This window comes from Acinetobacter lwoffii (genome assembly GCF_019343495.1).
In the GTDB taxonomy this organism is placed as follows: domain Bacteria; phylum Pseudomonadota; class Gammaproteobacteria; order Pseudomonadales; family Moraxellaceae; genus Acinetobacter; species Acinetobacter lwoffii_P.
Genome location: NZ_CP072550.1, coordinates 44,641 through 67,644 on the forward strand (window position 1 = coordinate 44,641; position 23,004 = coordinate 67,644).

Here is a 23,004-nt window from a genome sequence, read left to right on the forward strand (position 1 = left end):
TCACTCGATAATAACAATAGTTTTGCTTAGATAGTATTTTTCCAAAAGGAATTATTAACAGATTTTATATGTTTTTTAAGAAAAGTTTTTGAGCGCTTTTATTTATTAAAATTGAATTATTAAGCAAGGAGTTATAAAGCATGGCTAAATCAATAGACCAGTTATGGAGTGAATTACAGCAGATTCAATTTGATGAATCTAATTCCTTACCATGCGAATTCCATATCTGGAATAAAGGTACATATCGCTATCAGATCCTAGATTGGTTTGAAGCAAATTCTGAAAATGGCGTATTAAGCTTGCAAGGCAAAACCCATAAAACATTATGGGAAGAGTTTGGCAACACCCCGATAAACAATGATGATGAAATCGAAGAAGACTTTCATCTATGGGGCAAAGGTACAGACCGCTTCATTATCTGGCACTGGTTTGATGATCAATTAGAACACGGTGTAATTAGCTTAATTGAGAAAGGAGTTGCGTAATGGGATTATTTAGTTGCCCTCACTGTAATAGTGATATTGATACTAACGATAAAAAGTCTGGCCATCAGGTGAATGATGTAATTCAAGAAACCTTTTGTTCTGTTGACTGCAGTATTGAATATCTGGTGCATAACTCACAAATGATTGCAGTAGATCAATACGGAAGTTTGCCATTAAGCAATGAAAACCTGAATGAATTCATTGAAGCATTTTCTAATGAGGGTGTTGAAGATGATGTGTTAGAACACATCAAAGCTGAACTTTGTTAAGTAGTCGCGCACCTGCTCTAAACAACACTGACAATGGCATTTAAAAAAAGGGCTTAAATCAATTAAGCCCTTTTAATATTTATACGATAAGAAAACTTTCTAATGTTTTTCCAGATTCAATCTCACGATTTAACCAGGATGGACGTTTACCACGACCGGCCCACACTTCTTTGTGGTTATTCGGGTTGCGATATTTAGGATCTGCTTTAACCACTGGCTTTTTATTTAATTTACGATTTTCGCCGTGCTCATTTAATTCAAGAATAGTTAAGCCTAATTCTTTTGCGATCTCAAACATTTTGAGATAACCGTCATCAAGTTTCTTATTCTCTACTACAACAATTTGGTTTTGTGCCTTTTTAATTAGGTCTTCTAACTGGTCTTTACTTAGGTTTTCAACTTCCATAACTAATCTCGAAAATTTGGATATATCAAATATACACCAGTGCGTTTTGTTTACAACCGCATACGGTAGTTTTAATTGATTAAAATATTCAACTTATTCCATGGCTATTCTAATTTTTAAGCATAAGTTATTCCCACTTTAAATCCATTAATCTAAAAATACATTCAACCTGTTAGGTAAATTAATATGCACAAGTATCTCATGATGAATCTTGCGATTAACGAAACATCAGCACTACCAATTGGTATCCGTATTTGTGATTTTAATATCGGCTTATATGCCTCTAAGAAAATTTCAGAAGTGCCAGCTTTAATGGCATTGGTTAATTACACCCTGTTTAAGTATTCAAGCTATGAGAGTGAAGAACTTGAAGACATTAAAACCTTATTAGAAGAACATGATTTTAAAACTCGCTATGACTCTTGGGAAATCAGCGGTGATTCTTTTTACGTTTTGGGTTTTAAAGAAATTACAAAAGACGAGTTTGAATTATTGCAAAAACTTGACCTGTTGACCGTGGTAGACGAATACAACTACCACCATAAACTTTTGTCGAATCATGGTGAGCATAATTTTGACGAATATTTCAAAAACTTTAACGAGTCTAAAGAGCAAGAAATCTTGAAGCAGTTTAAAGACATTGCATTCAACCTAAAAAGTGATGCCCCTTTAAACTCGACATTTGCTCAAGACGTTATAGAGTTGCTGACTACCTACAAGTTTGGTACAGCTTTAGAACCTATCGACAGCACTCACAGCGATACAAGAAATCGTTCCTACTTTAGCCATACGCTTGAGGGTGACTTCGCATCTGGAGCTATTCAGGTCATTATTTCAAATTACAAAGAAACTGGCGTCAAAAACCCTTATTCAGTGATTGAGCCTTTAAATCTTGAAATTATGCTTGAAGATGAACAATGTTTTGATGATGAATATGCAAGTCTCGTTGTTGAATGCGAGTATGTGTTTAATCTTATTAAGACCGACTTATACACCAACACTTTTGAATAAACTAAGCCTTTAAGAGAGAAATCTCTTAAAGTTGCGCTTAAAAACGTAAACGATGTTTTTTTAATTGATTAAAAAAGGTTTTGAATTTTTAGCGCTGCAATGGCGCTCGTCATTATTAATTCTTTCTGGATGCTTAAATAAGTATTTTTTAAAAAAACTTTATCCGTTCATATTCTTAATATAATGAAACCAAATCAAGCAAATAGCTTAAAACTTGGAGAAAGCTCATGAATTTAAACCCTAATTTTTGCCCGATCGATTTTAACGAAGTTTACGGCAGTACTGACAATTTACCTTTGTTCTTGGTTAAAGCGTCACGCCAGGATTCTAACGATGACGAGCATAGTGAGTATTTCTTCATTCGAGCACCTCATGAGCACCGTTTAGCTTTCTTCCTTGCTCACATGTTCAAATCACATGTAGATAATGCCCTTTTGACCTTGGAAAACTTGGCTGAAGAAAATTATCAAAATATCCCTGAATTGGAAGAGTTGATGTCTTCATATGGTGTGATTGATGGCGTTGGCGTGGATACACTTTTTGATTTCCGCGCTAAGGAACTCACACTTGATAAAGCGCTGGAGCTAGTCGAATTCATTGAAATTAACCCACTCAATACTGATATTGTGGGCTCACTATTCTTGGAGGCACTTTAATGAATAGTAGCTTTATCTTAATTAATGAAGCTATGGCGCCTATTCGTAAGAATACGGCGCTTTTGGAAACCCTGTTATCTATGATCAGTACTGCAGATCAAGACCACGGCGACCAAAGCCCAAGCTTCCACATTAATATCCATGCTGGCATTGAATTGCCTAATCATGAAATTGCATATACCACTTTAAAAGGTTTTGCAGAGCTGACCGAAGATCATAATCTTTGTATCTATATGAATCCTGAGCTGTCAGAAAATGGCTTTATGTTGCTATCCACTCAAAACGTGGTACCTGATTGCTATGACAATTCTATCTTTGTAGATCTGTCGAATCAGTTATGCAGTTTCTTCAATCAAGAAGTACAGCAGTTAAACGATCAAGCGCAAAAGGCGTTAAAGCTGTTGTTACAGCATAAAATCAATGGAACAGCGATTCGCACGTTCAACCCTGAACAATTGCAGATCTTACAGAAAATCGCTGCATTAGATAGCTTCATGCTCGATGACCAGCGCGATTGGTTTTACTTTTCCGAAGTGGCCATTGATAACGCCTATAAAGACATGAAAAAAGGTTTAGAACTGTTGGTTCTCAACGAAGATATTAAGGATGCACTTAAACAGCTACTTGATGCAAACAACATGGAGTTTTGTGATTTACCAATACTCGTGGTTTTGTATCCCCTACTGGTTAAGTCTGAAGAAAATAACGAACTGGTACAGGCTTGCTTAAGTCATCTCATTGGCAACAACTTAATCAATGAGCCGTTTATTGCTGGTGTACAACTTGAAGCTGGTGCATTTAATAGTGAAATGAACACCTATACTTTATTGCCACACATGAAAGCAGTAAAAGAATTGCTGATAGATATTGAAGCAGATCTCACAAAAGTTTAACCGTTTTACCTGAGCTAATTGCTCAAAACCTTGGAGTTGTTATGGATACTATTGTTCGCGTTAAATCAGTTGGTGTTTTAGGTCTATCATCTAAAATCACGACATTTGTAATCGACATCGAGCTTGATGGCGGTAAATTAAAAATTGAAGATCAATTGCTTCATTTTAAGAATTCTTTACGTACAAGCTATCGAGAATATGATGAAAGTTTAGCGATCGTAAACAATAAGGCTATACTTTCCAATTTAGACAATGCAGTAAAACCAAACGAATTGCATGCTTTAGTTGATGATTATATCGACTCAGTTTGGGTAACAGATGCCAATAAAAACACCACTAAACAGCGCCGTGCGTCACTTGGTTTGCACAATCCAACGATAAAAGACAAAGGTGTTTTGAAAGAAGCCCTTTTAAGTGAAGTGAAATTAGCCTACAAAAACTATATCAATCAGAACGTAGAAGCCTGATCAGATCGGAAGTATGTTGCGACCAGCATACTTCTTTTTTTTTGAACCTTAGCCTAGAATCATCCAATATCATCGCTTCATACCAAGAGAATCATGCCATATCTCATATATTTAATGTTCCTTGCGTTTGCAAGCGCCGTAATTTTAGTGGAAGAGGCTTATGGTCTTAACATCCAATTATTTGCAATGGGGATTGTCGTCATCATTGGACAATTGGCAATTTTTTGTTTTATCAACGCAGCGATTAACATCAACAATGAAAAACAACATCGCAATGCCGTCAAAACCTTGCACTATGGCGCTTCATTTTCATTAATTGTGGTCACTACACTGGTCTATTTATATAAGTATGTGTTGCACAAACAGGAATATTTGACCATGGCGATTTACTTTTTAGGAACGTGGTTTGCCATCACCCTTTTTGACTCAGTGTTTAAGTTAGTCAAAGTTGGTATTTTTAATAGCAAGAAAGACAGTGCTGAAGTTGTGAACTCAACGCGTAAAGTGACGGTAGTTACTTTAGCGATCTGTATGATTGGGTATTACTTATTTAGCAAATATGCATTAAATATTAACGTACTAGACTAGGCATCTTGTAAACAAAACCGCACCTAATACACAAGCGCAATAACCAGCAAAAAAGAACATCCTTTTAATTATTGCGCTAATCTTTTCCGTCACAGTACCGTTATGAACAATAAAAACTATCATAAACATTAAAGCGATCGTGCAGAGGAATAAGGCAAAAACAATTAAATAAGTAAAAGCAAAGTCAAAGTTTAATACCACTGGAAAACCAATAGATACCGCCATTAAAGCTATTGTACTTGATGCATTCATATCTTAAAGCCCATCTAGCAACTAGCTTAATCGTAGCGATAAATAAGGTTTAAAACTGAAACTTTATTATTGAGATTGGTCAGTGCACATTAAAAAAATGTGCTTGGTATATACCAGAAAGCAAAGAACCAGACGCAAAACGCCTGGCTCTTTAAAATTGAAAGGTGAATAAAAAAAACACAAATCACTTGAACGCATTTCTTATTCAAGGTCAGTTTAATTAGATTTCTTGCCATTGTCTATGTAATGTAAACGTGGACAGCATTAAAACAATCTATATTTTTTGAAAAAAGTTTTGAAAAGGTACAGTGAAATATAATGAATGTATGAGCTCAATGCTCACCATTTGGAGAAATTATATGAACTTTGAAATCTTATCTAAAACAAAAGTTGTCGGTCTACAAGAAGATTCTCTCACCTCTTTTCAAAATTTTATGTTTGAAAATATTGCATGGGATAGCCAAGTCCGTGCTGATTATTACCAGTCAAATAAGAATACTGTACTGCTGGAGCTACCAGTACGTTTACGCCGTGACATTCAAATCGAAAACATCAACGGCGCTTTAGATGCACTAGTTGATTTTGAGCTGATCTACAAGCAAGACCAAGGCAAGTTGGTATCTTCATTGGTCGTTGATACGCAGTACTTGTTATGTATAAATGATCAGGATATTGATCTTTGGTCAATCGACAGAGAACTCAGTTTCTTACAAGAAGCTGACCGCAATCACCTTAAGAAGCTTATGCGTCATTGTGATGATCGTTTCCATGCGTGGATGCGCGAGATTAAGTCTTACTTCAATCGTTTGACAGTACAGCCGTTGCATCTTGATATGCAGATCAAAATACGCAAGATCGTAGGCTATACAGCGGTGCTACCTAAGACCTTTCCATAAGGTTTTAGGTGCCAGTATAAAAACAAATAGACCGCAATTAAGCGGTCTATTTTTTTGCCTAAAACGGCGTTAACAGATCTATGTAATATTTAGCCCTTAAAACTATTGGCAAGTATCTGAATAGCGCTCAGCACTTCCAAAGAATGATTCACCCTGATTGTCCACGATGTCTACATACAGATCTGGTTTAACTGGAGCATTGGCGAATACAGAGCAATAAAACGGATGAATCTTTTCATTCACAAAGCGGTTTAAAGAGTCAGTTTCATCAGAAGAGTATTTATCTGCAGTTTTGCTAGACATCTGAACGTTCATATTAAAGTGTTTTGAATACTTCACTTTTTTAAGTACCGCACCAGTTTCAATCTGGTACGGTGTTTTAGTGTTAAGCAAACGCTCAACTTTACGTTTGTTTTCAGCAGTAGGAGAAAGCGCAACAGCAGATTTTAAGCTGTTTGTATTCAGGTTATTTAAAGAACTATTAGCTAAAACAGCGCACGACATAGACACTGAGATTATTGCAACTGCAGATAGTTTTAGTGTTTTGAATACGTTCATGTTTAACGACTTTCCTGTATATACTTAAATTATATACTTAATATACGATATTTGATTTTTTTGGAATTTTAATCTTATTTGATTTTGTTAATCGGTATATACCAATAAGATTGTTTATACGCAATTTAGCAAGAATCGCCCCCTTGTTTGGGGTTACAATTATTGTAATTTACAGATTGTTGATACAGGAAACCGATATGTCTGAAGAAGTGAAATACGAAGACCGTGTACGTGCTGCATACCGTTCTGCTCAAGGCAATGTAGCTCAAGAGTTCTCCCCTCACATTGTTAAAGCATGTGAAGCATCATCAAACGCACGTATGGAGCGCTTAGCAACTGGTCAAACAACATTTGACGAGGAAGAAGCTGCATTGATGAAAAAATGGAATGCACTTAAAAACAAAGCCTAATCATCGCGAATACAACCTAATCTAGCTTACAGCGGATTACCAAACCCAATCACTCATAAGTAGAACAATATGGACGATAAACTTGAGTTTTATTTAGATGCAAAAGACATCTTATCTCAACCTACCAGTTGCCAAGCGCAAGGCGACTATAAAAAGGCACTGGAAAAAGAAATCACGGAACATCGAATAGCGAAAATGGAAATTTCGCCTTTACGTGGCAATTATGATCTCGACCACCTCTCTAAAATCCATGAAAAAATCTTTGAGCATATTTACGATTGGGCTGGAGAAGTGCGTCTGGACGACATTTCTAAACGTGCGATCGACCCGAACGGTAATTATGAAATCGGTCATTTCCTAGATAAAAACCTGATCCCTGATGAACTGAATAAGTTCTCACAGGCGGTTAAAGAAAAAGACCACCTGAAAGGTTTGGACAAAGACCAGTTTGTGCAAGAGTTCACTCAGCTTTATGCCAAGTTAAATGAAGCTCACCCTTTTGAAGAGGGTAACGGTCGCGCTGCTAAACTGATGATGAACCAGCTGGCCAATGATGCTGGTTACACCATGGTATATAGCAAGGTCGGCGTATCAGATTGGAACTATGCGTTTAAACGTTCACTGACAGATCAAGAGCTTTATGTCGGTGAAAACTATGAAAACCTAGAACCGATGGAACAAGACCTCTCTTACCTTTTAAAAGTCATGGACAATATCATTGAACCATACGATCTAGTCCTGAAGCTTGAAAATACGGAAGAACAAGAGCAAGAACAGGAAAATGACCAGGATAAATCAAATGATGATGATTCACCGAGTTACGGATAATTAGATTAATCTGTATACGATAGCTTTTAATTGATTAAAAGATTCTTGAAAAAAGAATCTTTTTTTTTGAGAAAAATTTATAATGAAGTGACTCAGATTAAAATAAAACCTTAGGAAAATATTGTCCGAAACTTGGAGATGAATAATGAATAACGCAGCACATCAATTTGCAAATAAAGTGGTCGCTCAATACCAATTTACAAACGGAAGTGATTCAAGTCTGAATCATTTAATTATCGGCAACAGCACCGCAGAAATTATCGACACCTTAATTTATATGCTTTTCTCAAGCCATGCTGAAACCTATGACGATGGCGTTGTTTGGTTTAAATCAGTGGACGCAATTAATGTTGAGAAGTCTTACATTACTTACAACAGTCGTGAAAACTGCATTTTTGCTTATTTTGTGTTTGATAAAAATCCATTAATGCTGAAAACAACCACATTGCATATTGATAATGTTTGTTACTTTGGATGTGAAAACGACACCACCAATAAAACCATCGAATTTTTAGAAAAATTCAAAGTTCGTGTATCCCTTGCTAAAGAGTGCCACAAGTTCAAATTCAATACTGAGCATCATGAAACCTTGATGCATGAAACCATCAAAACCTTAAAAACTATCTATGAAGAACATAACGACATGGATGCCGAAAAGTTATCTCAACACCATGACACAACTCATTTAGTTAACACATTTCTTGCTTAACCGTACACCATACAATAAACAAAACCCGAAAAAGGATATAACAATGCTATTAGGCGCTTTAAAACAATCTCTAAGCTCAGTCATCGACATGAACCGCTACACCGCCCTTTGCTCACATGTGGAGGGTGAAAACTTGCCGTTATGCGCTCAATTTCGTGTACTTAAATATATCTTTGGTGTGCATGGTCTAAGCGCACTTAAAAATTACAAAGAAGTTGAACACATTGACGAAGCCTTTTTGAAAAAACACTTCCTACGCATGATGAACTATGACTTTGAAGCAGTCATATACCTTGCTATGGTCGGCATGCGCGAACTTATCTTAGAAGCTGATGCTTTTGACCATGACGGCGAACAAAACACCCAAAATGAGCTTAAACAAGCATTCCAATACGTTTCAGAAAATGACGTTCGTAATTTTGCTTATGTCACTCACATGGGCTATTCAGAAAAGTATTTCAACTGGAATATCATTCGCCACCAGTCTAAAGATGAAGCGGATAATCCCCTCACCTTTTGGTTATTTAAGAATGCAATGTATTCACTATTTTTCAACTTAGCCAATCGGAAATAATGCCCCAACTCATTAAGAGTATTTAAGTCCGAACTTAAGTACTCTTTTTTTTTGCATTAGAAAAATAGACCGGTATATACGCCGTCTAAGCATGGCTTAAAACGTATACGATGATTTTAATTGATTAAAAATATTTCAAATATCCATTACGTGTTTTAGGTCGGTTAATTAATTCCAATAAAGTTATTCATTAGTATTTTTTAAATAAAATGGTTCTATCGAAAGCAATTGCTTAAAACTTGGAGTCCTGTAATGAATCAACTTGATAAGCTAAATCATTTAAAAAATATCATCAAGCAAGTACCACATGAGCGTTTTGATCTGGATTTATGGCGCACGATCCCTGGTACCGACAATATGACTTTTGCTCAACTTATAAATAGTGATGCTAATTGTTGCGTCATAGGTTGGGCGACAGCTGATGAAACATTTAAAAGACTTAACTTCATGATGTTAGACGGCGTTCCCCTTTATGCACCATTCCGTGCGAATACTGGTGAGCCATTCACTTATGAAGAACTCAAAACAAATGTTGTTTATCGCGGTTCTGAAGCAGTACGTGAGTTTTTTGGACTCAATTATGAAGATGTCGATCATATTATTTTTGACAGCAACTACGCTTTTGAAGACCGAATCAAAGACGAGATTATTCATCATATCAACCAAGTTATTAATTGCGTGAACATCCGTCCACAAGACCTTGACCACTTGTTATCTAGCTCAATTGTTGCACTGGATAAAGAAGTCCGTGAGTTCACTTTAAATGATGATGAAGTCCGTGAAATATCTGTTGTGGTTGATTGCTTCAATAAGTTTTTCCCCGATGGTGCTTATCTTGAGTTTGTTGCTACGGTCAACGTACCAGGTGATTGTGATCCACTGGAATACATCGCCAGCAATTACAACATTAAAGAGCCATTAGCTTTCGTTCCTAAGCCGAATGAAGCATTAGAAGAATATCTGGAAACATACCCGATCGAACATCTCATGCATAACTGGCAAGAGGATTTCATTTCGCCGTATGACGAAATCATTAATCAACGTTTAACGCATATCGCATTGCAAAATTTAAATAGCGCAAAAGTAGTTCAATAAGGAAACCTACCCATGACAATTGAAAATCCGCAACTCGTCAGTGCCATCAACGAACTTGGCTTTTACTTGCCACAGCAAGTACAACAGATACCGAACACCACAGAAGCCGGTTTTCGTGTGTATGTGATCGATACAGCAAAACATACCAACATCGAGGCACTAATTAGTGCTATTGAGAATGTCAGTATCACTTCACAGCCCTTTTCTTTTCAAGATGATTACGACATGGGCGTGTTTTTTGAGGGATTTAGTTTCTTCTTGCCTATGCTCATTACACAAGACAGTGATGCACCTTTACCACTGTTCTTAATTCAACTGGATTTGTAATTCCAACAGCGGTACGTGCGCCAATATGTACCGCTACCCCTTTTGGCACACCGCCTAAAACTTGGAGCAGATATGAACAAAGCAACGACCGTTGAGCGTTTAGAAAAGCTGATTGAGCTAGTGATCGAGGTCATTCCTGATGAAAGCTTTGATTTCGACATTTGGCGTGATTATGACGCAAGCCATACAGAACAACACACCGATTTCTTTTCAGGTTTCACCACAGAAGAATTGTTAGATAAAAATATTGTAGGATGCCTGATTGGTTGGGCTACGTCTGTCGAGTATTTCCAAAATCTAGGTTTCAATTTTCATGGTTCTGTTGGGCCAATCTTCATGTATGAAAAAATACTCAGCAATGAAGAGCTAAAAGATGCGCCTGTTGTCACTGTACCAGTCGTTTACCAGTGGAAAGCAGTACGTGAGTTTTTTGGCATCACTCAGGAAGATGCTTTGGTGATGTTTAGCTATGACAATTACGACCAGGCCAAAATTGATAAGGACACAATGATTCGATTTATTGAACGCATCATCCAAAAATATAAGTAACCACCGAAACGGCGCAATGCCGTTTTGCTAGACGTTATAACCGCTTACGATGATTTTAATTGGTTAAAATATTTTCAATATTTTTAAATTTTGAGAAAAGTTTTTCCCCTGGTACACCCCTCTATACTTAATCCATAGCAAGCAAGGCACAAAGCCTTAAATCTGGAGTAAGTCGAGTGAATACAGCGCATAAGTACGATGATCAAGTCATCATCCCAACAATAGCCGGGCAACTGGAGTTGCTGTCTGGTACCGATCTAAACAAAGAACTGGCTGAGCATGTTTTTCATGAAGCACCAGACATCGATCTAAGTATCTATGACATTTTTATTGTCTGCTTAAGTGGCGGTAAGGATTCGATTGCAGCGTATTTGCGCTTACTGGAGGCTGGAGTAGATAAAAGCAAAATTGAGCTTTGGCACCACAAAATTGATGAAGAAAACCAGCCGTTCATGGATTGGGTGTTCATGGAAAACTATACCAAAGCATTCGCTCAGGCATTCGACACACCATTGTACTTCAGTTGGCTCGAGGGCGGTTTCCTTGGCGAAATGCTCAAAGAAAACAGCTACTCAAAACCCCACTTCGTAGAAACACCAGAGGGCTTAATTAAGCTTGAACGCGACAACAACCGCAGTAAAACAGGCACACGCTTGAAGTTCCCACAACAAGCAGCCAGCCTCATGACGCGCTGGTGTTCTTCAGCGTTAAAGATCGATGTCGGACGCAGAGCATTGAACAACCAAGAACGCTTTGACGGCAAGAACATTTGTTTTATCACTGGTGAACGCCGTGAAGAGTCACCAAACCGCAGTAAGTACAACCAGCTAGAACCGCACCCATGCGACCGTAGAAGCGGTAAGAAAGCAAGACGCGTTGACTGGTGGAAGAACGTGCTTCACTTCACTGAAGAGCAAGTATGGGAGTTACTGGAGAAGTACAAGGTTACTCCACCAGTGCCATATCGCTTAGGTTGGGGCCGTAGCTCATGCATGACCTGTATCTTCAACAGTCCTAAAATCTGGTCAACCATCAGCACCTACTACCCTGAACGCGCTCAGCTGATCGCTGGTTATGAACAAAAGTTTGATTGTACGATCAGTCGCTCAAAGATCGATGTCGTCAGTCTGAGCAATGGCATTGAGCCATTCGACATTCAGGATATGGAAGCACTGGTACAGTCCAAAATTGAAAGTTATTACCTACCAGTGTTCACGGATAACTGGACGGTTCCACCAGGCGCATTCAACAAGGAGGGTTGTGGATCGCTGTAAATTAGGGTGCCATTTGGCACCTTTTTAGGATGAAAACCGCAAGCGATGTTTTTTAATTGATTAAAAATGGTTTGGAATAATTTTGTTTTTGAATAAGTTTTTGACACCACCTGTCAGCATAAAATGATTTTAAACCAATCAATATGAGATGATGTTTATGACAACTTTAAACGAAACAATGCAAAAGTTCTGTAAAGCTAAGGCAATGATGACCTATTTAATGTCTGATGATCCTATCATTGATGAATCTGTCAGCCGTTACGAAAATTGGGCATTGGCTTATGACCTTTTTGTGAGTATTGGGCATCTGGATCTAGAACAAGTTGAGCAGATCTGGAATGAAAAAACCCATACCAATTTTGTGCTTTGGGGTGTAGTTGGTGAATGTTCAATAGAAGAAATTGTATCGTATGTGACAGAAGAATATGACGCTCAAGCTGTCACACTGGCGCAGATTAATGAATTACAAGACGGTAAAACACTGGCAGAAATCTAAAATCAACCTAAGGAATGAGTTATTAATTAAGTATTAATAGCTCATTTTTTATTGTCTGAAACTATACAACTACCACCTTGAATCATTTTCACAAGCATCGCCATCGCCGTCACCATCCATCATGGTATCTGGGCAGTTTTTCACAAACCAATCAGCTTCTTCTTTAGATCGCATTTGAGAGCAATGCTTACGACCATCGCACTTATAGGCTACTGGCTTTTGATATATAGCATTTGTAGTTTGATTATCTTTATATAGATATTTCTTTAATTGAATGCTACCTAGATATGCCACCCCAATAGCTATGCTAATAAAAATTATCCATAGATATAGTGGCAATGATTTTTGCTTGTCATGCGTTTGTTCATGGTCGGAATAGTAAACATGGATTGCCCTATTTTTATTTTCTTTTTTAACTACCTCGAAATAGACCTCTCGACCTACTATTGGCTGTTCGCCTTTCTGAAAATCCTTAATATGGAAAAATACATCACCAAAATTACTCGTAGATATAAAACCAAAACCACGCTCATTATTATATTTTTTAATTGTTCCTGTTAGTACCACCTAAAACCCCAAATATATATTAAAAGCTATATTAATTATATTTGTTAAACCTAAATAAATACTATCTTTTTTTTAAAAAATAGTTTTAAGGTTTATGGATTTATTATAATTAAAACATCAAAAGCAATTGCTTAAAACATGGAGTAGCTATTATGAATAATTTTTTCGCTGGTGCTGAAGTCATCACTGTTTTTTCTTTACAAGACGCTTTAGAAGAGGGCGTGATTCTTTGCCTTAGCGATAAAGAAGAACATGCCAAAGATTGCAAACAGTTCTATAAGTTCCCTGTTTATATTACAAGCAACTTGTATAACAAGCACCTGACAGCTGCAAAAGCAATTTTTCCGAATGGTACGGAAGCTGATGCTGAAAAAATCAATGATTTAATGGGATATACCATCTTTGATATGTTGAACATGAGCGTTCGTGGTTCAGTTGCACTTAATGACCAAAGCGTTAAGTTTAAATATGCTCTACAAGATACACCGCATACCTTTTCTGACACCTTAATCACCAATATTGCTACGGTTGGGCCTGGTGTGAATGGTGAGCCTATCATTACTTTTATGATGCCTGAAGACCAATAAACACAACACCTAGCATTGACCAAACAATGCTAGGTTTTTTTGAGATCCGAACGTTCATTGAGAGGTATAAAAAATTCAAATGGCGACTATGAAAATTGACAACCCTGACTTATTCGGCTTTGCAAATATGCAAGAAATAGAACAACAAAGAGAAAAAAACGAATTAAAACGTATAGAAACGATGAAGCTTGTCCGTTGTGACTGGTTTATCGCCGTGACATCTACTGGAGAGCTGTTTAAGTACAGTGAAAAAGTACCAGCAAAATATAAGGCGTTTAAAGGCATTAAATTATTCAAGTGCTGGAATGAAGCTACCGCGGATCTCGTGTTAAATGCCGTAAAAGGCGCAATCAAGCGTGATCATTACGAAGTGCCAGACGTTAAAAAAAGCAAAAAGCTTGCTGTTGATAGTTGGGTAAGAAACATTGATCTAAAGTTTCTACATTTGCCAGTCGGTCAACTCACCAACCTATACAGGGAACATCAGGAGCGTTTAAGACTGAAGCGTGAAAAAGCCAGACTTAAAGAAAATGAAAACACGTATGACGTAGAACCGCACTAATCACACCCACCAGGAATAAGCACCCATAGCTTATTCCTTTCATAAGATGATGGCCGTAAACGGTGTTTTTAATTGATTAAAAATAACTTGAAACCATGAGCCTATCAGCCGTAATACTTTTACTGAAAAGTTATACAGGCCACATGCACCGATATAATGAATACATCAAAGCTCATTGCTTAAAACTTGGAGATACGACAATGCAACTACAAAAATTTAATACTGGTACTGCTAATGTGCGCCACTTGCTACAAAGCTTCACCCAAGCGTATGACGGTTTACCAAGTTGCGTCATCAATGTGATTGGCGTAGCAACCAAAGCAGATCCGCAGTTTATTTTTAACATTGAACTGGATGTCATTTTATTTCACCAACACAAGTCACAAGCCTACTGCATTGAAGTCAATGCACCGTTACAGGTTCAAGCCATCGCAGACGCTCACGAATCATTTAGATTCAGTCCTGATGATTCTCATGCATTGATTGAGGGCGAAGTCATGGATGTGGCGATAAATTTACAACGCCAAGCCATTAATGACATGATTCAATATGATTTGCTGTCAGATGCAGAACTGGAAAAGTTCAATACATGGAATAAAGGTTTCGCCAGTGCATTACTGACAGAATGTTTTGAAGATGTCGCAGATTTTAATGCGCTGCATAGCTCACATTTTATGGCGAACACTGTTTATTTAAGACTGATTGAGTACTTTAAAAACAACCTGTCATAAGAAACCATTAAACAAATAGAGGGAGATCCAATAAAGGTCTACCCTCTTTTTTTTATGCCATTAGATTTAATGACGTATACGATGTTTTTTAATTGATTAAAAAATATTGAAATTTTTCATTGCCAGTTCCATAAGTAATTTGAGAAAAGTTTTTAAGGGATATTTCACAAATATAATTAATTCATACCTAAGCAATTGCTTAAAACTTGGAGTTGAAGATATGAAAAGCGTACTTGATTTTTTTACAAACCGTTCTAAAACATTAAACATTATTGTGAATCCTGAATTAAATACAGGTCATTCCCTTGCTGATTTTTCGTATAACGAAGAATTGCATCAAGACCTTAATGTATTAACGGTTATTCCGCTTGATCATTACGGAAACTTTCTATCTTTAACCCTTGATGATTGGAGCGTTATTACTTCAAAAGTTCAATTCCCTGAGCATCTTGATTTTAATCAATTACTCAGCATTTTTTGGGAAACACAACCCATTTTAGTTGTTACTGACATCGCACGTTCAGAAGTGCATGACAGCGACTTTTTTCAACAAAGCTTGGTCAAGCAAGTCAATCTTGCATATAGCCGAGATATTGCCAGTGAATATGCACCAGAAGATGTTCACTACATCTCTCAATCTTTTGATTTAGATAAGCTGATGCGTTGCGGTGTATATCTGCAAGGTCATTGCTATTCAGCTCATGATTTCGTCATTAACAACCATAACCTATTTGAAAAAGACAGCTTGATTGTGCCTGTTTTTAACATCCACTCGACACAAAAAGAACTGCAACAATTTTTAGTATTTGATCTGCAAGGTAAGTTTTTGGATTGCGTTGTTGGCACTGAAGTTTTGTACTAAGGAATATTGATCATGTCTAAAAAATACTTATTGATTGAATTGAGCTACGAAGCACCAAACAACACCAGTGCTGATGCTGTTTTGCACAATGTCTATATTGATATTAATCACCCTGAAAATCTGGCGATGTTTAGCGAGTCTTGCAAGAATCGCCATGAAATTAATGAAAACCTACCCATTTGCCAGTTAATCACTTCATGGGTTCGATTACTAGGGATCTTCACCATTCTGGACAATACAGATCAGGACAAAGAAACCCCTGTTCTCATTCAACTTGCTGACGGCGGTACTTTATCTATCGATGGTTGGGAAATTCTCGACCAAGAAACCAAAGATAGACGCTTGGCGTTAATGGACATTGAGCCAGATGAAGAACAAGACGTAGACGACCCTATTTTGTTCGCTCATGAGCATTCAGACTCAATCACACTCACCAAAGTCGAAAAGCCAGTAGCAGAAAGTGTATATGTCGCTACGCGTAACTCTTACAGCAACAACTTTGATTTAGTTCTTGAATGTATCTTGAATCCTGAAAAATATTACAGCCTATATCAAGGCTCATATGATGGCACTCATGTTCAAGTGATCCTGAATGACTTGGCACTACTACCATCATGTAAGACACATAAATCAGAAATTGGCGACTATGTAACATGCAATGTACTGGAGCTGTTCAAAGGCTCAATAGATGCGTATGGCGCAGAAAGTGAATTTATTGATTCATTCGTGCAACTCGACATTACACCGTACTTAGATAGCACACTGAAAATGGACTACACCGAATTGCAGTTTAGCTACCAGAGCAACGATCTCATTGCATTTTTTGGGAATGATCCATGTTCTTAACATGGATCTCTATAGAATAGGAGAAAATACAATGTCTGATCATATCTATAATTACATCATCGGCAGAATCGACAAAAGCCGTAAAATTATGGTTCTGGTGAACTACGAATCAAGATCCAATCTGGTGACTCAAGCACAGTTAATGAAAGTCCAATTCCCGAACCTCAATACCTTGAGAATGTTCCTGAATGACTTTGAGCCAACGGAAAAACATGTTATCCATTACTCGAAATACAGTAAAGAAATGCCATCAGGTGCAGATGGATATTTCCTATTTTCAGAACATGACCAACAATGGAATATTTTTGATCCAAAAGTTATAAATCGGTTTGTTCACATACACCAAGAAGCACCAGAGTTCGATAACTACCAAGATTATATCTGTTCTTGTGAAGTCAAAAACTCACCTACACTTAAAGCAAAACATAAAAAACAAGCATTTGTGCAGAAGATGATCTTCACTTCATTGGGTTTTGAGCGTTATTGCCATCATTGCAATGGCTATGAACCACTGGATCGCTTTTATTATCATTCTGATACCAAAACCTATGAAGCAGTTTGCAAGCCTTGTTATGTTCCTCATTACAAGCCTTACAAAATGAAAAAACGTATGACCAGTACGGTTGAAGAATATATTTAATCATTAACTAGAACTCAAAAAGATGGGCGAATTCAAACATGAGGTGCGACAGTTTCAAAAGCCATATGATAATCAACAAGCTGAGCAAATTTCTCTAATGGTGTAAGCCAATCTAACGCCTTTCTAGGACGAGTATTCAGTGACATGGCAACTTGATTTAAATAATGCTGATCTGCCTGATTTAAATCAATCCCTTTAGGTAAATATTGCCTAATTAAACCATTCATATTTTCGCATGTGCCTTTTTGCCAGGGTGAATGTGGGTCACAGAAATATACATCTATGCCTAAATCTTCTTCGAGTATTTTATGTTCTGACATCTCACGTCCACGGTCATAGGTCAACGTTTTACGCACTTCTGCAGGTAAATATTTCAGAGCTTCAGTTAAAGCCTTGCGCACTGATTCTGCCTTTGCATCAGGTAATGTTGCCAAGATACAGAGCCGTGTATTTCGTTCAATAAGTGTTGCTATCGAACTTTTATTGTCTTTACCTTTAATTAAATCAGCTTCCCAATGACCCGGTATTTTTCTTTCTTGAACTTCGGCTGGGCGCTCATGAATAGTTTTAATATCCTGTAATATAGAATCTTTTTTAGGTTCACCGTTAGCTTTTCGCTTTTTATTTTCATGACGTAGACAGGATAATAAGTCTTTTTTCAACTCACCCTTGGGTAATGCTCGTATCGTTGAATAAATCGTTGTATGGCTTACATTCATTGTTTGATCCAAATCAGGAAATGTCTTTAAACGCTTTGCTATTTGCTGAGGAGACCATAAACAACGGATCGCTTCAACAATAAATTTCCAGAGGATTGAATCGATTTTGAGTTTTCTGTGACCACGTCTACGTCTAGCAAAAGTGTTATCAGAAGCATATTGAGCTTGATAAACGTCATTGATGCTATTTCTTTTAAGCTCACGATAGATCGTACTAGGATGTCTTTTAATAAGTTCAGCAAATTTTCTGGCTGAAAAGCCTTCTTTTCTTGACTCAAGCATTAATGCAGTACGATCTTCAAAGTTAAGATGATGGTATGACAATTTTATATACTCCATAAACCCTTTAAATTAATTAGGTGGTTTATGTCGCACTTCAAGTTTTACTCTGCCAAGTATTTTTAGATAATGCTTGGAATCAATTCAATTCATCAAGTTTTAAAAAATAATTCCTTTTGTCAGGTCTATCATTTTTTAAATGCTTTAAAAATATTTTCGCAGTTTCCTCCGATGCATCCTCTCTTAGGCAACGTTCAACAAAGGATATATCTACAAATTCATCTGCTAACCCAGCACGACCAAGATCTAAAAAATAAATTTCATTGAATTTATCTATAAAAATATTACTATCCGTGATATCGCCATGAGAAAAAACCAATCTTTCTTCAACACGAGTCTCGGTTAACTCATTCCATAGACTTAGGTAAGTTTTATGGTCTCCCCATAATTCAGTGTCAAAATCATCTTGATCTATATCGTCAAGGAGTTGGTTATCAATAAAAAATTTTGACTCTTTTAACCGATGATCAATGTTTGAAATAAATGGACAATCAATAATAGCAATTGAATTTAACAGATTGAGTGCCTCCTTATAGATAGCAAGCAATTCTTGGTCTGTTAAAAAAAGCGCTGAAATTGGTTTTGCATTGATCGCTTTAGTGATCATGAATTCAAACTGCTCATCCTGAAAAGTCATGATGAGTTCAGGCACCTTTAATTTCTCAGAGAGCCAACTCAACATTTTCGCTTCACGAGAGACACTGTATGTGGTCTCTGTATATAAAGTGCTAGATCGCTTAAGAAAAAAAGTTTCATTATTTCGATTAAAAGAATAAACATCCGATGGCGACTGACCAATTTTATTTGGCTCTAAAACGCTGTTTCCGATAAATTGTTGAATAATATTGGGCAATTCCATCAAGTTTTCCTTTTATTCAGCATTAAAAACCCCGCAAATGCGAGGCCTAGTAAATAGATGATCTTAATTTGGTTCACTGTAGCAAAAATATGGGGCGAATTCAAACATGAGGTGCGACAGTTTCAAAAGCCATATGATAATCAACAAGCTGAGCAAATTTCTCTAATGGTGTAAGCCAATCTAACGCCTTTCTAGGACGAGTATTCAGTGACATGGCAACTTGATTTAAATAATGCTGATCTGCCTGATTTAAATCAATCCCTTTAGGTAAATATTGCCTAATTAAACCATTCATATTTTCGCATGTGCCTTTTTGCCAGGGTGAATGTGGGTCACAGAAATATACATCTATGCCTAAATCTTCTTCGAGTATTTTATGTTCTGACATCTCACGTCCACGGTCATAGGTCAACGTTTTACGCACTTCTGCAGGTAAATATTTCAGAGCTTCAGTTAAAGCCTTGCGCACTGATTCTGCCTTTGCATCAGGTAATGTTGCCAAGATACAGAGCCGTGTATTTCGTTCAATAAGTGTTGCTATCGAACTTTTATTGTCTTTACCTTTAATTAAATCAGCTTCCCAATGACCCGGTATTTTTCTTTCTTGAACTTCGGCTGGGCGCTCATGAATAGTTTTAATATCCTGTAATATAGAATCTTTTTTAGGTTCACCGTTAGCTTTTCGCTTTTTATTTTCATGACGTAGACAGGATAATAAGTCTTTTTTCAACTCACCCTTGGGTAATGCTCGTATCGTTGAATAAATCGTTGTATGGCTTACATTCATTGTTTGATCCAAATCAGGAAATGTCTTTAAACGCTTTGCTATTTGCTGAGGAGACCATAAACAACGGATCGCTTCAACAATAAATTTCCAGAGGATTGAATCGATTTTGAGTTTTCTGTGACCACGTCTACGTCTAGCAAAAGTGTTATCAGAAGCATATTGAGCTTGATAAACGTCATTGATGCTATTTCTTTTAAGCTCACGATAGATCGTACTAGGATGTCTTTTAATAAGTTCAGCAAATTTTCTGGCTGAAAAGCCTTCTTTTCTTGACTCAAGCATTAATGCAGTACGATCTTCAAAGTTAAGATGATGGTATGACAATTTTATATACTCCATAAACCCTTTAAATTAATTAGGTGGTTTATGTCGCACTTCAAGTTTTACTCTGCCATGGCAACTATTAATTATTGCCATCTTTTTTTGATATAGATCTATGTAATCAGGTTATTTTAATATGTGAGCCTTATTTTATTTAATTAAATATAAATAATTGATATTAGTTTTATTCAACGTATACGGTGATTTTAATTGATTAAAATATTTTAATTACTGAACCACTACCGTTGTTAAATTCAGCTTCATTAATATTTTAAGGAAAAAATTATAAACGCCACTTAATAACTATTATGGAATCTCAGATGTAGAGCACACGGCTCAAAACTTGGAGATTTTAAAATGTCACATTTCACAGTTGCAGTAGTTACCACCCCTGATGGTGATGTTGTAGATGCCCTAGAACCATTTTACGAATTTGAATGCTCAGGCATTAAAAACAAATATTGCATTTCAGAATCATCATTGGACGAAATTAAAGACCAATACGAATCGACAGAAATCACTTTGATGAAAAACTCAAAGCCTATCATAGATGATGGTGAAGAACGCTATGCGTTTCTTGACGACCCTCGTTTCGTGCGTGATGCAACAGACTTAGAGCTTTATGCCATCAAAAACAACAAAGGTGATATTTTTGCTGACTTCCCGAACGGCGGTAAGCATTTATCAGTGGTACAGGTCAAAAACGATGATGGTACGTACTCAAGTCGCATTCGTGATTTAGGCATGTTCATTCAATGGCATCAAAAAGATGTGCCATGTACTGAAGTGTTTGAGCTTCAACAGTTCATTAACTGGTATAACGAAAAAGTTACGCCGACTGTTTTGACAGGTGAAAAACCTGATGAAAGTTGGACAGAATGGATAGAGCTTGATGCTGACGGTAAAGTGGTCGATTACTTCACCACCACCAACCCGAATCCGAAATACGATTGGTATGAAATCGGAGGACGTTGGAAAAACATGCTGTTGCGTCTTGATGGACGAAAAGTGGATAGCTGCCCGATTGGTGAGCTAGATTTTGAAACCGAAATCAACCGCTTAAAAACCGAAGCTAACCGTGTTTATGACTATTTTGAGAAGTGTATCGGTGATGCTTCACGTACTTGGCGGTCATGGGCTGATGTTTGGTCTGATGAATCAATCGAATCAGTGAACGATAAGCGTAATTTCTATCATAACCAAGATGCAATCTTATTAATGAAAGCCAGTGATACGGATAACCTGTTTGGCATATTCGGACATGAATTTGATGAATTTTTGGTGAGCCGTGAAGAATTCCTAGCTAAAAAATCAGCAAACCCATTCGGTACATACTGTTTCTTAGATGCGACCAGTGGTGATGAAATAGGCGACTGGACAGGTTCAGAGTGTGGCATGTTTGGACTGGATATTCGCAAGGAAGAAGATTGGGAAAACAAAAACCAAGCCTTGCTCAAGAGCTTTCCAAGCGACTATATAATCACGATTGTTGATTGCCATATCTAAAACCCAAACAGGGATAAGCGTAAAACCTTATCCCTTTTCTTTTGGGTATTTTTTAAAATGCATTCGATGTTTTTTTAATTGATTAAAAAGGTTTTGAATTTTTAAATTTTAAGAAAAATTAAACAGCTATTGCGCTTTGTATAATGAATATAGATTTAATCACTATCCTAAAGGGCTTTTAATATGTGGAATACATTAGTTTTAATTCGTAAAACCGCAACGTCAAAAGAAATAAAAGACAAAGCTGATATGTATTTAAGCCAGTTAAATACTGCAACCATTTCAGCATCTCTTAAAGCTGAAATACTCTCTTTTATCGAATCTGTTTTAAACGATTAATCAACTTAGGCTCAACGCCTACAACTTGGAGAAACCCCATGAATTACTACAACACATTCACCATTCCATGCAATTTTAAAGTACAGCACATTGAAGATGGTCAATTTGTCGTGTTTTTTGCTGATGGCACTCAGTTAAGTTACCAGATTGAAAACACCAGTAAGGTTAAATGGATTGAACCTGAAGCATTCAGTTTAGAGCAAGTACGCCTAAGCTCAAAAGAGCCAATCAATGCCGATGATATTGACATCATTAAGTATGCTTCATACCGCTTAATTGCTGACACGCCATTGATTGATGATGATGGTAGCAATCCTGAACCTGATTGCCTTTACTGCAAAAAATCTAGTGACACTCTTAACAGCCTCATACTTCAAGTCACTGAAGCACATACCCTCTCATGTTGGCTACTGACATCAAACGGCGTTCATATCCTAGATATTAATGAATTGACTGAAGCTTAATAACAACAACCAGTGAAGCATGTCTATTGCTTCACTGGTTGGCAGTTGAAAACCGCATTCGATGTTTTTTAATTGATTAAAAAAAGGTTTAGAAATTTGGTTGTGGCCAGCGCTAGATCTGGCGCACCAGGA

At 37.0% G+C, this 23,004-nt stretch carries 33 protein-coding genes; 26 read left to right on the forward strand and 7 right to left on the reverse strand.

Annotated elements, in window-relative coordinates; translation table 11 throughout:
* Positions 1-140: 140 nt before the first annotated feature.
* Both J7649_RS14505 and J7649_RS14510 read left to right on the forward strand, forming a co-directional pair.
* Entirely contained in the window at positions 141-485 is a 345-nt protein-coding gene (locus tag J7649_RS14505) for a hypothetical protein (protein WP_038350037.1), read from the forward strand.
* Positions 485-754 (forward strand): hypothetical protein, encoded by a 270-nt coding sequence (locus J7649_RS14510; protein ID WP_024160743.1) that lies wholly within the window; start codon positions 485-487, stop codon positions 752-754. Before J7649_RS14505 ends, J7649_RS14510 begins: the two co-directional genes overlap by 1 nt.
* 79 nt (positions 755-833) lie before the next feature.
* On the opposite strand, the gene J7649_RS14515 is transcribed toward J7649_RS14510, so the two are convergent.
* Positions 834-1,160, reverse strand: coding sequence for an H-NS histone family protein (locus J7649_RS14515; RefSeq protein ID WP_024160744.1), 327 nt, complete (start codon positions 1,158-1,160; stop codon positions 834-836).
* A gap of 201 nt (positions 1,161-1,361) precedes the next feature.
* Between J7649_RS14515 and J7649_RS14520 the strand changes: the two genes are divergently transcribed.
* The 5 genes from J7649_RS14520 to J7649_RS14540 all read left to right on the forward strand — a co-directional run bounded on the left by J7649_RS14520 (position 1,362) and on the right by J7649_RS14540 (position 4,775).
* Entirely contained in the window at positions 1,362-2,171 is an 810-nt protein-coding gene (locus tag J7649_RS14520) for a hypothetical protein (RefSeq protein ID WP_207778940.1), read from the forward strand.
* Positions 2,172-2,398: 227 nt separating this feature from the next.
* A complete protein-coding gene (locus tag J7649_RS14525) occupies positions 2,399-2,827 on the forward strand; it encodes a hypothetical protein (protein WP_024160746.1) in 429 nt (142 codons plus the stop codon).
* Positions 2,827-3,720 carry a hypothetical protein gene (locus tag J7649_RS14530; RefSeq protein WP_024160747.1) on the forward strand — a complete coding sequence of 298 codons (894 nt, stop codon included), beginning with the start codon at positions 2,827-2,829 and terminating at the stop codon, positions 3,718-3,720. Before J7649_RS14525 ends, J7649_RS14530 begins: the two co-directional genes overlap by 1 nt.
* A gap of 41 nt (positions 3,721-3,761) precedes the next feature.
* Positions 3,762-4,187: a hypothetical protein gene (locus J7649_RS14535; RefSeq protein WP_024160748.1), complete on the forward strand. Its 426-nt coding sequence runs from the start codon at positions 3,762-3,764 to the stop codon at positions 4,185-4,187.
* A gap of 93 nt (positions 4,188-4,280) precedes the next feature.
* Positions 4,281-4,775 carry a hypothetical protein gene (locus J7649_RS14540; protein WP_024160749.1) on the forward strand — a complete coding sequence of 165 codons (495 nt, stop codon included), beginning with the start codon at positions 4,281-4,283 and terminating at the stop codon, positions 4,773-4,775.
* Here J7649_RS14540 and J7649_RS14545 read toward each other — a convergent pair.
* Positions 4,767-5,027, reverse strand: coding sequence for a hypothetical protein (locus J7649_RS14545; RefSeq protein WP_024160750.1), 261 nt, complete (start codon positions 5,025-5,027; stop codon positions 4,767-4,769). The genes J7649_RS14540 and J7649_RS14545 overlap by 9 nt on opposite strands.
* 434 nt (positions 5,028-5,461) lie before the next feature.
* Here J7649_RS14545 and J7649_RS14550 point away from each other — a divergent pair, with 434 nt between their 5' ends.
* Positions 5,462-5,923, forward strand: a complete 462-nt coding sequence (locus J7649_RS14550) for a hypothetical protein (RefSeq protein ID WP_228738680.1) — start codon at positions 5,462-5,464, stop codon at positions 5,921-5,923.
* Positions 5,924-6,025: 102 nt separating this feature from the next.
* Here the strand turns inward: J7649_RS14550 and J7649_RS14555 are convergent, their stop codons facing one another.
* Positions 6,026-6,481: a hypothetical protein gene (locus tag J7649_RS14555; RefSeq protein WP_024160752.1), complete on the reverse strand. Its 456-nt coding sequence runs from the start codon at positions 6,479-6,481 to the stop codon at positions 6,026-6,028.
* Positions 6,482-6,678: 197 nt separating this feature from the next.
* On the opposite strand from J7649_RS14555, the gene J7649_RS14560 reads away from it, so the two are divergent.
* From J7649_RS14560 to J7649_RS14600, 9 genes are all read left to right on the forward strand, one after another.
* The gene (locus tag J7649_RS14560) at positions 6,679-6,891 is read left to right on the forward strand and encodes a hypothetical protein (protein ID WP_005006071.1); all 213 of its coding nucleotides are present in this window, start codon (positions 6,679-6,681) and stop codon (positions 6,889-6,891) included.
* A 69-nt stretch (positions 6,892-6,960) separates the two neighbouring features.
* Entirely contained in the window at positions 6,961-7,719 is a 759-nt protein-coding gene (locus tag J7649_RS14565; protein ID WP_219310166.1) for a Fic/DOC family protein, read from the forward strand.
* A gap of 145 nt (positions 7,720-7,864) precedes the next feature.
* Complete coding sequence (locus J7649_RS14570) at positions 7,865-8,428, forward strand: hypothetical protein (protein WP_043041417.1); 564 nt, start codon at positions 7,865-7,867, stop codon at positions 8,426-8,428.
* A gap of 43 nt (positions 8,429-8,471) precedes the next feature.
* Positions 8,472-9,002, forward strand: a complete 531-nt coding sequence (locus J7649_RS14575; RefSeq protein WP_065995439.1) for a hypothetical protein — start codon at positions 8,472-8,474, stop codon at positions 9,000-9,002.
* Positions 9,003-9,254: 252 nt separating this feature from the next.
* The gene (locus J7649_RS14580; protein WP_024160756.1) at positions 9,255-10,097 is read left to right on the forward strand and encodes a hypothetical protein; all 843 of its coding nucleotides are present in this window, start codon (positions 9,255-9,257) and stop codon (positions 10,095-10,097) included.
* Between the two features lie 12 nt (positions 10,098-10,109).
* Positions 10,110-10,424, forward strand: coding sequence for a hypothetical protein (locus J7649_RS14585; protein WP_024160757.1), 315 nt, complete (start codon positions 10,110-10,112; stop codon positions 10,422-10,424).
* Positions 10,425-10,496: 72 nt separating this feature from the next.
* Entirely contained in the window at positions 10,497-10,973 is a 477-nt protein-coding gene (locus J7649_RS14590) for a hypothetical protein (protein WP_005006052.1), read from the forward strand.
* Between the two features lie 176 nt (positions 10,974-11,149).
* Positions 11,150-12,247, forward strand: coding sequence for an adenine nucleotide alpha hydrolase family protein (locus tag J7649_RS14595; protein WP_024160758.1), 1,098 nt, complete (start codon positions 11,150-11,152; stop codon positions 12,245-12,247).
* Positions 12,248-12,404: 157 nt separating this feature from the next.
* Complete coding sequence (locus tag J7649_RS14600; RefSeq protein WP_024160759.1) at positions 12,405-12,743, forward strand: hypothetical protein; 339 nt, start codon at positions 12,405-12,407, stop codon at positions 12,741-12,743.
* A 69-nt stretch (positions 12,744-12,812) separates the two neighbouring features.
* On the opposite strand, the gene J7649_RS14605 is transcribed toward J7649_RS14600, so the two are convergent.
* Positions 12,813-13,310 carry a cold shock domain-containing protein gene (locus tag J7649_RS14605; RefSeq protein ID WP_024160760.1) on the reverse strand — a complete coding sequence of 166 codons (498 nt, stop codon included), beginning with the start codon at positions 13,308-13,310 and terminating at the stop codon, positions 12,813-12,815.
* 152 nt (positions 13,311-13,462) lie between these two features.
* Between J7649_RS14605 and J7649_RS14610 the strand changes: the two genes are divergently transcribed.
* The 6 genes from J7649_RS14610 (at position 13,463) to J7649_RS14635 (ending at position 17,538) form a co-directional block, all read left to right on the forward strand.
* A complete protein-coding gene (locus J7649_RS14610) occupies positions 13,463-13,897 on the forward strand; it encodes a DUF6573 family protein (RefSeq protein ID WP_005006045.1) in 435 nt (144 codons plus the stop codon).
* 79 nt (positions 13,898-13,976) lie between these two features.
* Positions 13,977-14,459: a hypothetical protein gene (locus J7649_RS14615; RefSeq protein WP_024160761.1), complete on the forward strand. Its 483-nt coding sequence runs from the start codon at positions 13,977-13,979 to the stop codon at positions 14,457-14,459.
* Between the two features lie 200 nt (positions 14,460-14,659).
* Positions 14,660-15,190 (forward strand): hypothetical protein, encoded by a 531-nt coding sequence (locus J7649_RS14620; protein WP_024160762.1) that lies wholly within the window; start codon positions 14,660-14,662, stop codon positions 15,188-15,190.
* A gap of 220 nt (positions 15,191-15,410) precedes the next feature.
* Positions 15,411-16,052, forward strand: a complete 642-nt coding sequence (locus tag J7649_RS14625; RefSeq protein WP_024160763.1) for a hypothetical protein — start codon at positions 15,411-15,413, stop codon at positions 16,050-16,052.
* 12 nt (positions 16,053-16,064) lie between these two features.
* A complete protein-coding gene (locus J7649_RS14630; RefSeq protein WP_024160764.1) occupies positions 16,065-16,898 on the forward strand; it encodes a hypothetical protein in 834 nt (277 codons plus the stop codon).
* A gap of 31 nt (positions 16,899-16,929) precedes the next feature.
* Positions 16,930-17,538 (forward strand): hypothetical protein, encoded by a 609-nt coding sequence (locus J7649_RS14635; RefSeq protein ID WP_024160765.1) that lies wholly within the window; start codon positions 16,930-16,932, stop codon positions 17,536-17,538.
* A gap of 32 nt (positions 17,539-17,570) precedes the next feature.
* On the opposite strand, the gene J7649_RS14640 is transcribed toward J7649_RS14635, so the two are convergent.
* The 3 genes from J7649_RS14640 to J7649_RS14650 all read right to left on the reverse strand — a co-directional run bounded on the left by J7649_RS14640 (position 17,571) and on the right by J7649_RS14650 (position 20,581).
* Positions 17,571-18,596, reverse strand: a complete 1,026-nt coding sequence (locus J7649_RS14640) for an IS30-like element ISAba125 family transposase (protein WP_087554627.1) — start codon at positions 18,594-18,596, stop codon at positions 17,571-17,573.
* Between the two features lie 79 nt (positions 18,597-18,675).
* Entirely contained in the window at positions 18,676-19,455 is a 780-nt protein-coding gene (locus tag J7649_RS14645; RefSeq protein WP_000422636.1) for an aminoglycoside O-phosphotransferase APH(3')-VIa, read from the reverse strand.
* Positions 19,456-19,555: 100 nt separating this feature from the next.
* Positions 19,556-20,581 (reverse strand): IS30-like element ISAba125 family transposase, encoded by a 1,026-nt coding sequence (locus tag J7649_RS14650; RefSeq protein ID WP_087554627.1) that lies wholly within the window; start codon positions 20,579-20,581, stop codon positions 19,556-19,558.
* A 339-nt stretch (positions 20,582-20,920) separates the two neighbouring features.
* Here J7649_RS14650 and J7649_RS14655 point away from each other — a divergent pair, with 339 nt between their 5' ends.
* From J7649_RS14655 to J7649_RS14665, 3 genes are all read left to right on the forward strand, one after another.
* Positions 20,921-22,069: a hypothetical protein gene (locus tag J7649_RS14655; RefSeq protein ID WP_058952573.1), complete on the forward strand. Its 1,149-nt coding sequence runs from the start codon at positions 20,921-20,923 to the stop codon at positions 22,067-22,069.
* A 183-nt stretch (positions 22,070-22,252) separates the two neighbouring features.
* Positions 22,253-22,408: a hypothetical protein gene (locus tag J7649_RS14660; RefSeq protein ID WP_005006030.1), complete on the forward strand. Its 156-nt coding sequence runs from the start codon at positions 22,253-22,255 to the stop codon at positions 22,406-22,408.
* 38 nt (positions 22,409-22,446) lie between these two features.
* Positions 22,447-22,872 (forward strand): hypothetical protein, encoded by a 426-nt coding sequence (locus tag J7649_RS14665; RefSeq protein ID WP_033917496.1) that lies wholly within the window; start codon positions 22,447-22,449, stop codon positions 22,870-22,872.
* The last annotated feature ends 132 nt before the right edge of the window (positions 22,873-23,004 follow it).

Excerpts from the sequence above, each read along its gene's own strand:
- J7649_RS14505 (WP_038350037.1), top strand. The coding sequence starts at position 141 with ATGGCTAAATCAATAGACCAGTTATGGAGTGAATTACAGCAGATTCAA.
- J7649_RS14510 (WP_024160743.1), top strand. The coding sequence starts at position 485 with ATGGGATTATTTAGTTGCCCTCACTGTAATAGTGATATTGATACTAAC.
- J7649_RS14515 (WP_024160744.1), bottom strand. The coding sequence starts at position 1,160 with ATGGAAGTTGAAAACCTAAGTAAAGACCAGTTAGAAGACCTAATTAAA.
- J7649_RS14520 (WP_207778940.1), top strand. The coding sequence starts at position 1,362 with ATGATGAATCTTGCGATTAACGAAACATCAGCACTACCAATTGGTATC.
- J7649_RS14525 (WP_024160746.1), top strand. The coding sequence starts at position 2,399 with ATGAATTTAAACCCTAATTTTTGCCCGATCGATTTTAACGAAGTTTAC.
- J7649_RS14530 (WP_024160747.1), top strand. The coding sequence starts at position 2,827 with ATGAATAGTAGCTTTATCTTAATTAATGAAGCTATGGCGCCTATTCGT.
- J7649_RS14535 (WP_024160748.1), top strand. The coding sequence starts at position 3,762 with ATGGATACTATTGTTCGCGTTAAATCAGTTGGTGTTTTAGGTCTATCA.
- J7649_RS14540 (WP_024160749.1), top strand. The coding sequence starts at position 4,281 with ATGCCATATCTCATATATTTAATGTTCCTTGCGTTTGCAAGCGCCGTA.
- J7649_RS14545 (WP_024160750.1), bottom strand. The coding sequence starts at position 5,027 with ATGAATGCATCAAGTACAATAGCTTTAATGGCGGTATCTATTGGTTTT.
- J7649_RS14550 (WP_228738680.1), top strand. The coding sequence starts at position 5,462 with ATGTTTGAAAATATTGCATGGGATAGCCAAGTCCGTGCTGATTATTAC.
- J7649_RS14555 (WP_024160752.1), bottom strand. The coding sequence starts at position 6,481 with ATGAACGTATTCAAAACACTAAAACTATCTGCAGTTGCAATAATCTCA.
- J7649_RS14560 (WP_005006071.1), top strand. The coding sequence starts at position 6,679 with ATGTCTGAAGAAGTGAAATACGAAGACCGTGTACGTGCTGCATACCGT.
- J7649_RS14565 (WP_219310166.1), top strand. The coding sequence starts at position 6,961 with ATGGACGATAAACTTGAGTTTTATTTAGATGCAAAAGACATCTTATCT.
- J7649_RS14570 (WP_043041417.1), top strand. The coding sequence starts at position 7,865 with ATGAATAACGCAGCACATCAATTTGCAAATAAAGTGGTCGCTCAATAC.
- J7649_RS14575 (WP_065995439.1), top strand. The coding sequence starts at position 8,472 with ATGCTATTAGGCGCTTTAAAACAATCTCTAAGCTCAGTCATCGACATG.
- J7649_RS14580 (WP_024160756.1), top strand. The coding sequence starts at position 9,255 with ATGAATCAACTTGATAAGCTAAATCATTTAAAAAATATCATCAAGCAA.
- J7649_RS14585 (WP_024160757.1), top strand. The coding sequence starts at position 10,110 with ATGACAATTGAAAATCCGCAACTCGTCAGTGCCATCAACGAACTTGGC.
- J7649_RS14590 (WP_005006052.1), top strand. The coding sequence starts at position 10,497 with ATGAACAAAGCAACGACCGTTGAGCGTTTAGAAAAGCTGATTGAGCTA.
- J7649_RS14600 (WP_024160759.1), top strand. The coding sequence starts at position 12,405 with ATGACAACTTTAAACGAAACAATGCAAAAGTTCTGTAAAGCTAAGGCA.
- J7649_RS14610 (WP_005006045.1), top strand. The coding sequence starts at position 13,463 with ATGAATAATTTTTTCGCTGGTGCTGAAGTCATCACTGTTTTTTCTTTA.
- J7649_RS14615 (WP_024160761.1), top strand. The coding sequence starts at position 13,977 with ATGGCGACTATGAAAATTGACAACCCTGACTTATTCGGCTTTGCAAAT.
- J7649_RS14620 (WP_024160762.1), top strand. The coding sequence starts at position 14,660 with ATGCAACTACAAAAATTTAATACTGGTACTGCTAATGTGCGCCACTTG.
- J7649_RS14625 (WP_024160763.1), top strand. The coding sequence starts at position 15,411 with ATGAAAAGCGTACTTGATTTTTTTACAAACCGTTCTAAAACATTAAAC.
- J7649_RS14630 (WP_024160764.1), top strand. The coding sequence starts at position 16,065 with ATGTCTAAAAAATACTTATTGATTGAATTGAGCTACGAAGCACCAAAC.
- J7649_RS14635 (WP_024160765.1), top strand. The coding sequence starts at position 16,930 with ATGTCTGATCATATCTATAATTACATCATCGGCAGAATCGACAAAAGC.
- J7649_RS14640 (WP_087554627.1), bottom strand. The coding sequence starts at position 18,596 with ATGGAGTATATAAAATTGTCATACCATCATCTTAACTTTGAAGATCGT.
- J7649_RS14645 (WP_000422636.1), bottom strand. The coding sequence starts at position 19,455 with ATGGAATTGCCCAATATTATTCAACAATTTATCGGAAACAGCGTTTTA.
- J7649_RS14650 (WP_087554627.1), bottom strand. The coding sequence starts at position 20,581 with ATGGAGTATATAAAATTGTCATACCATCATCTTAACTTTGAAGATCGT.
- J7649_RS14655 (WP_058952573.1), top strand. The coding sequence starts at position 20,921 with ATGTCACATTTCACAGTTGCAGTAGTTACCACCCCTGATGGTGATGTT.
- J7649_RS14660 (WP_005006030.1), top strand. The coding sequence starts at position 22,253 with ATGTGGAATACATTAGTTTTAATTCGTAAAACCGCAACGTCAAAAGAA.
- J7649_RS14665 (WP_033917496.1), top strand. The coding sequence starts at position 22,447 with ATGAATTACTACAACACATTCACCATTCCATGCAATTTTAAAGTACAG.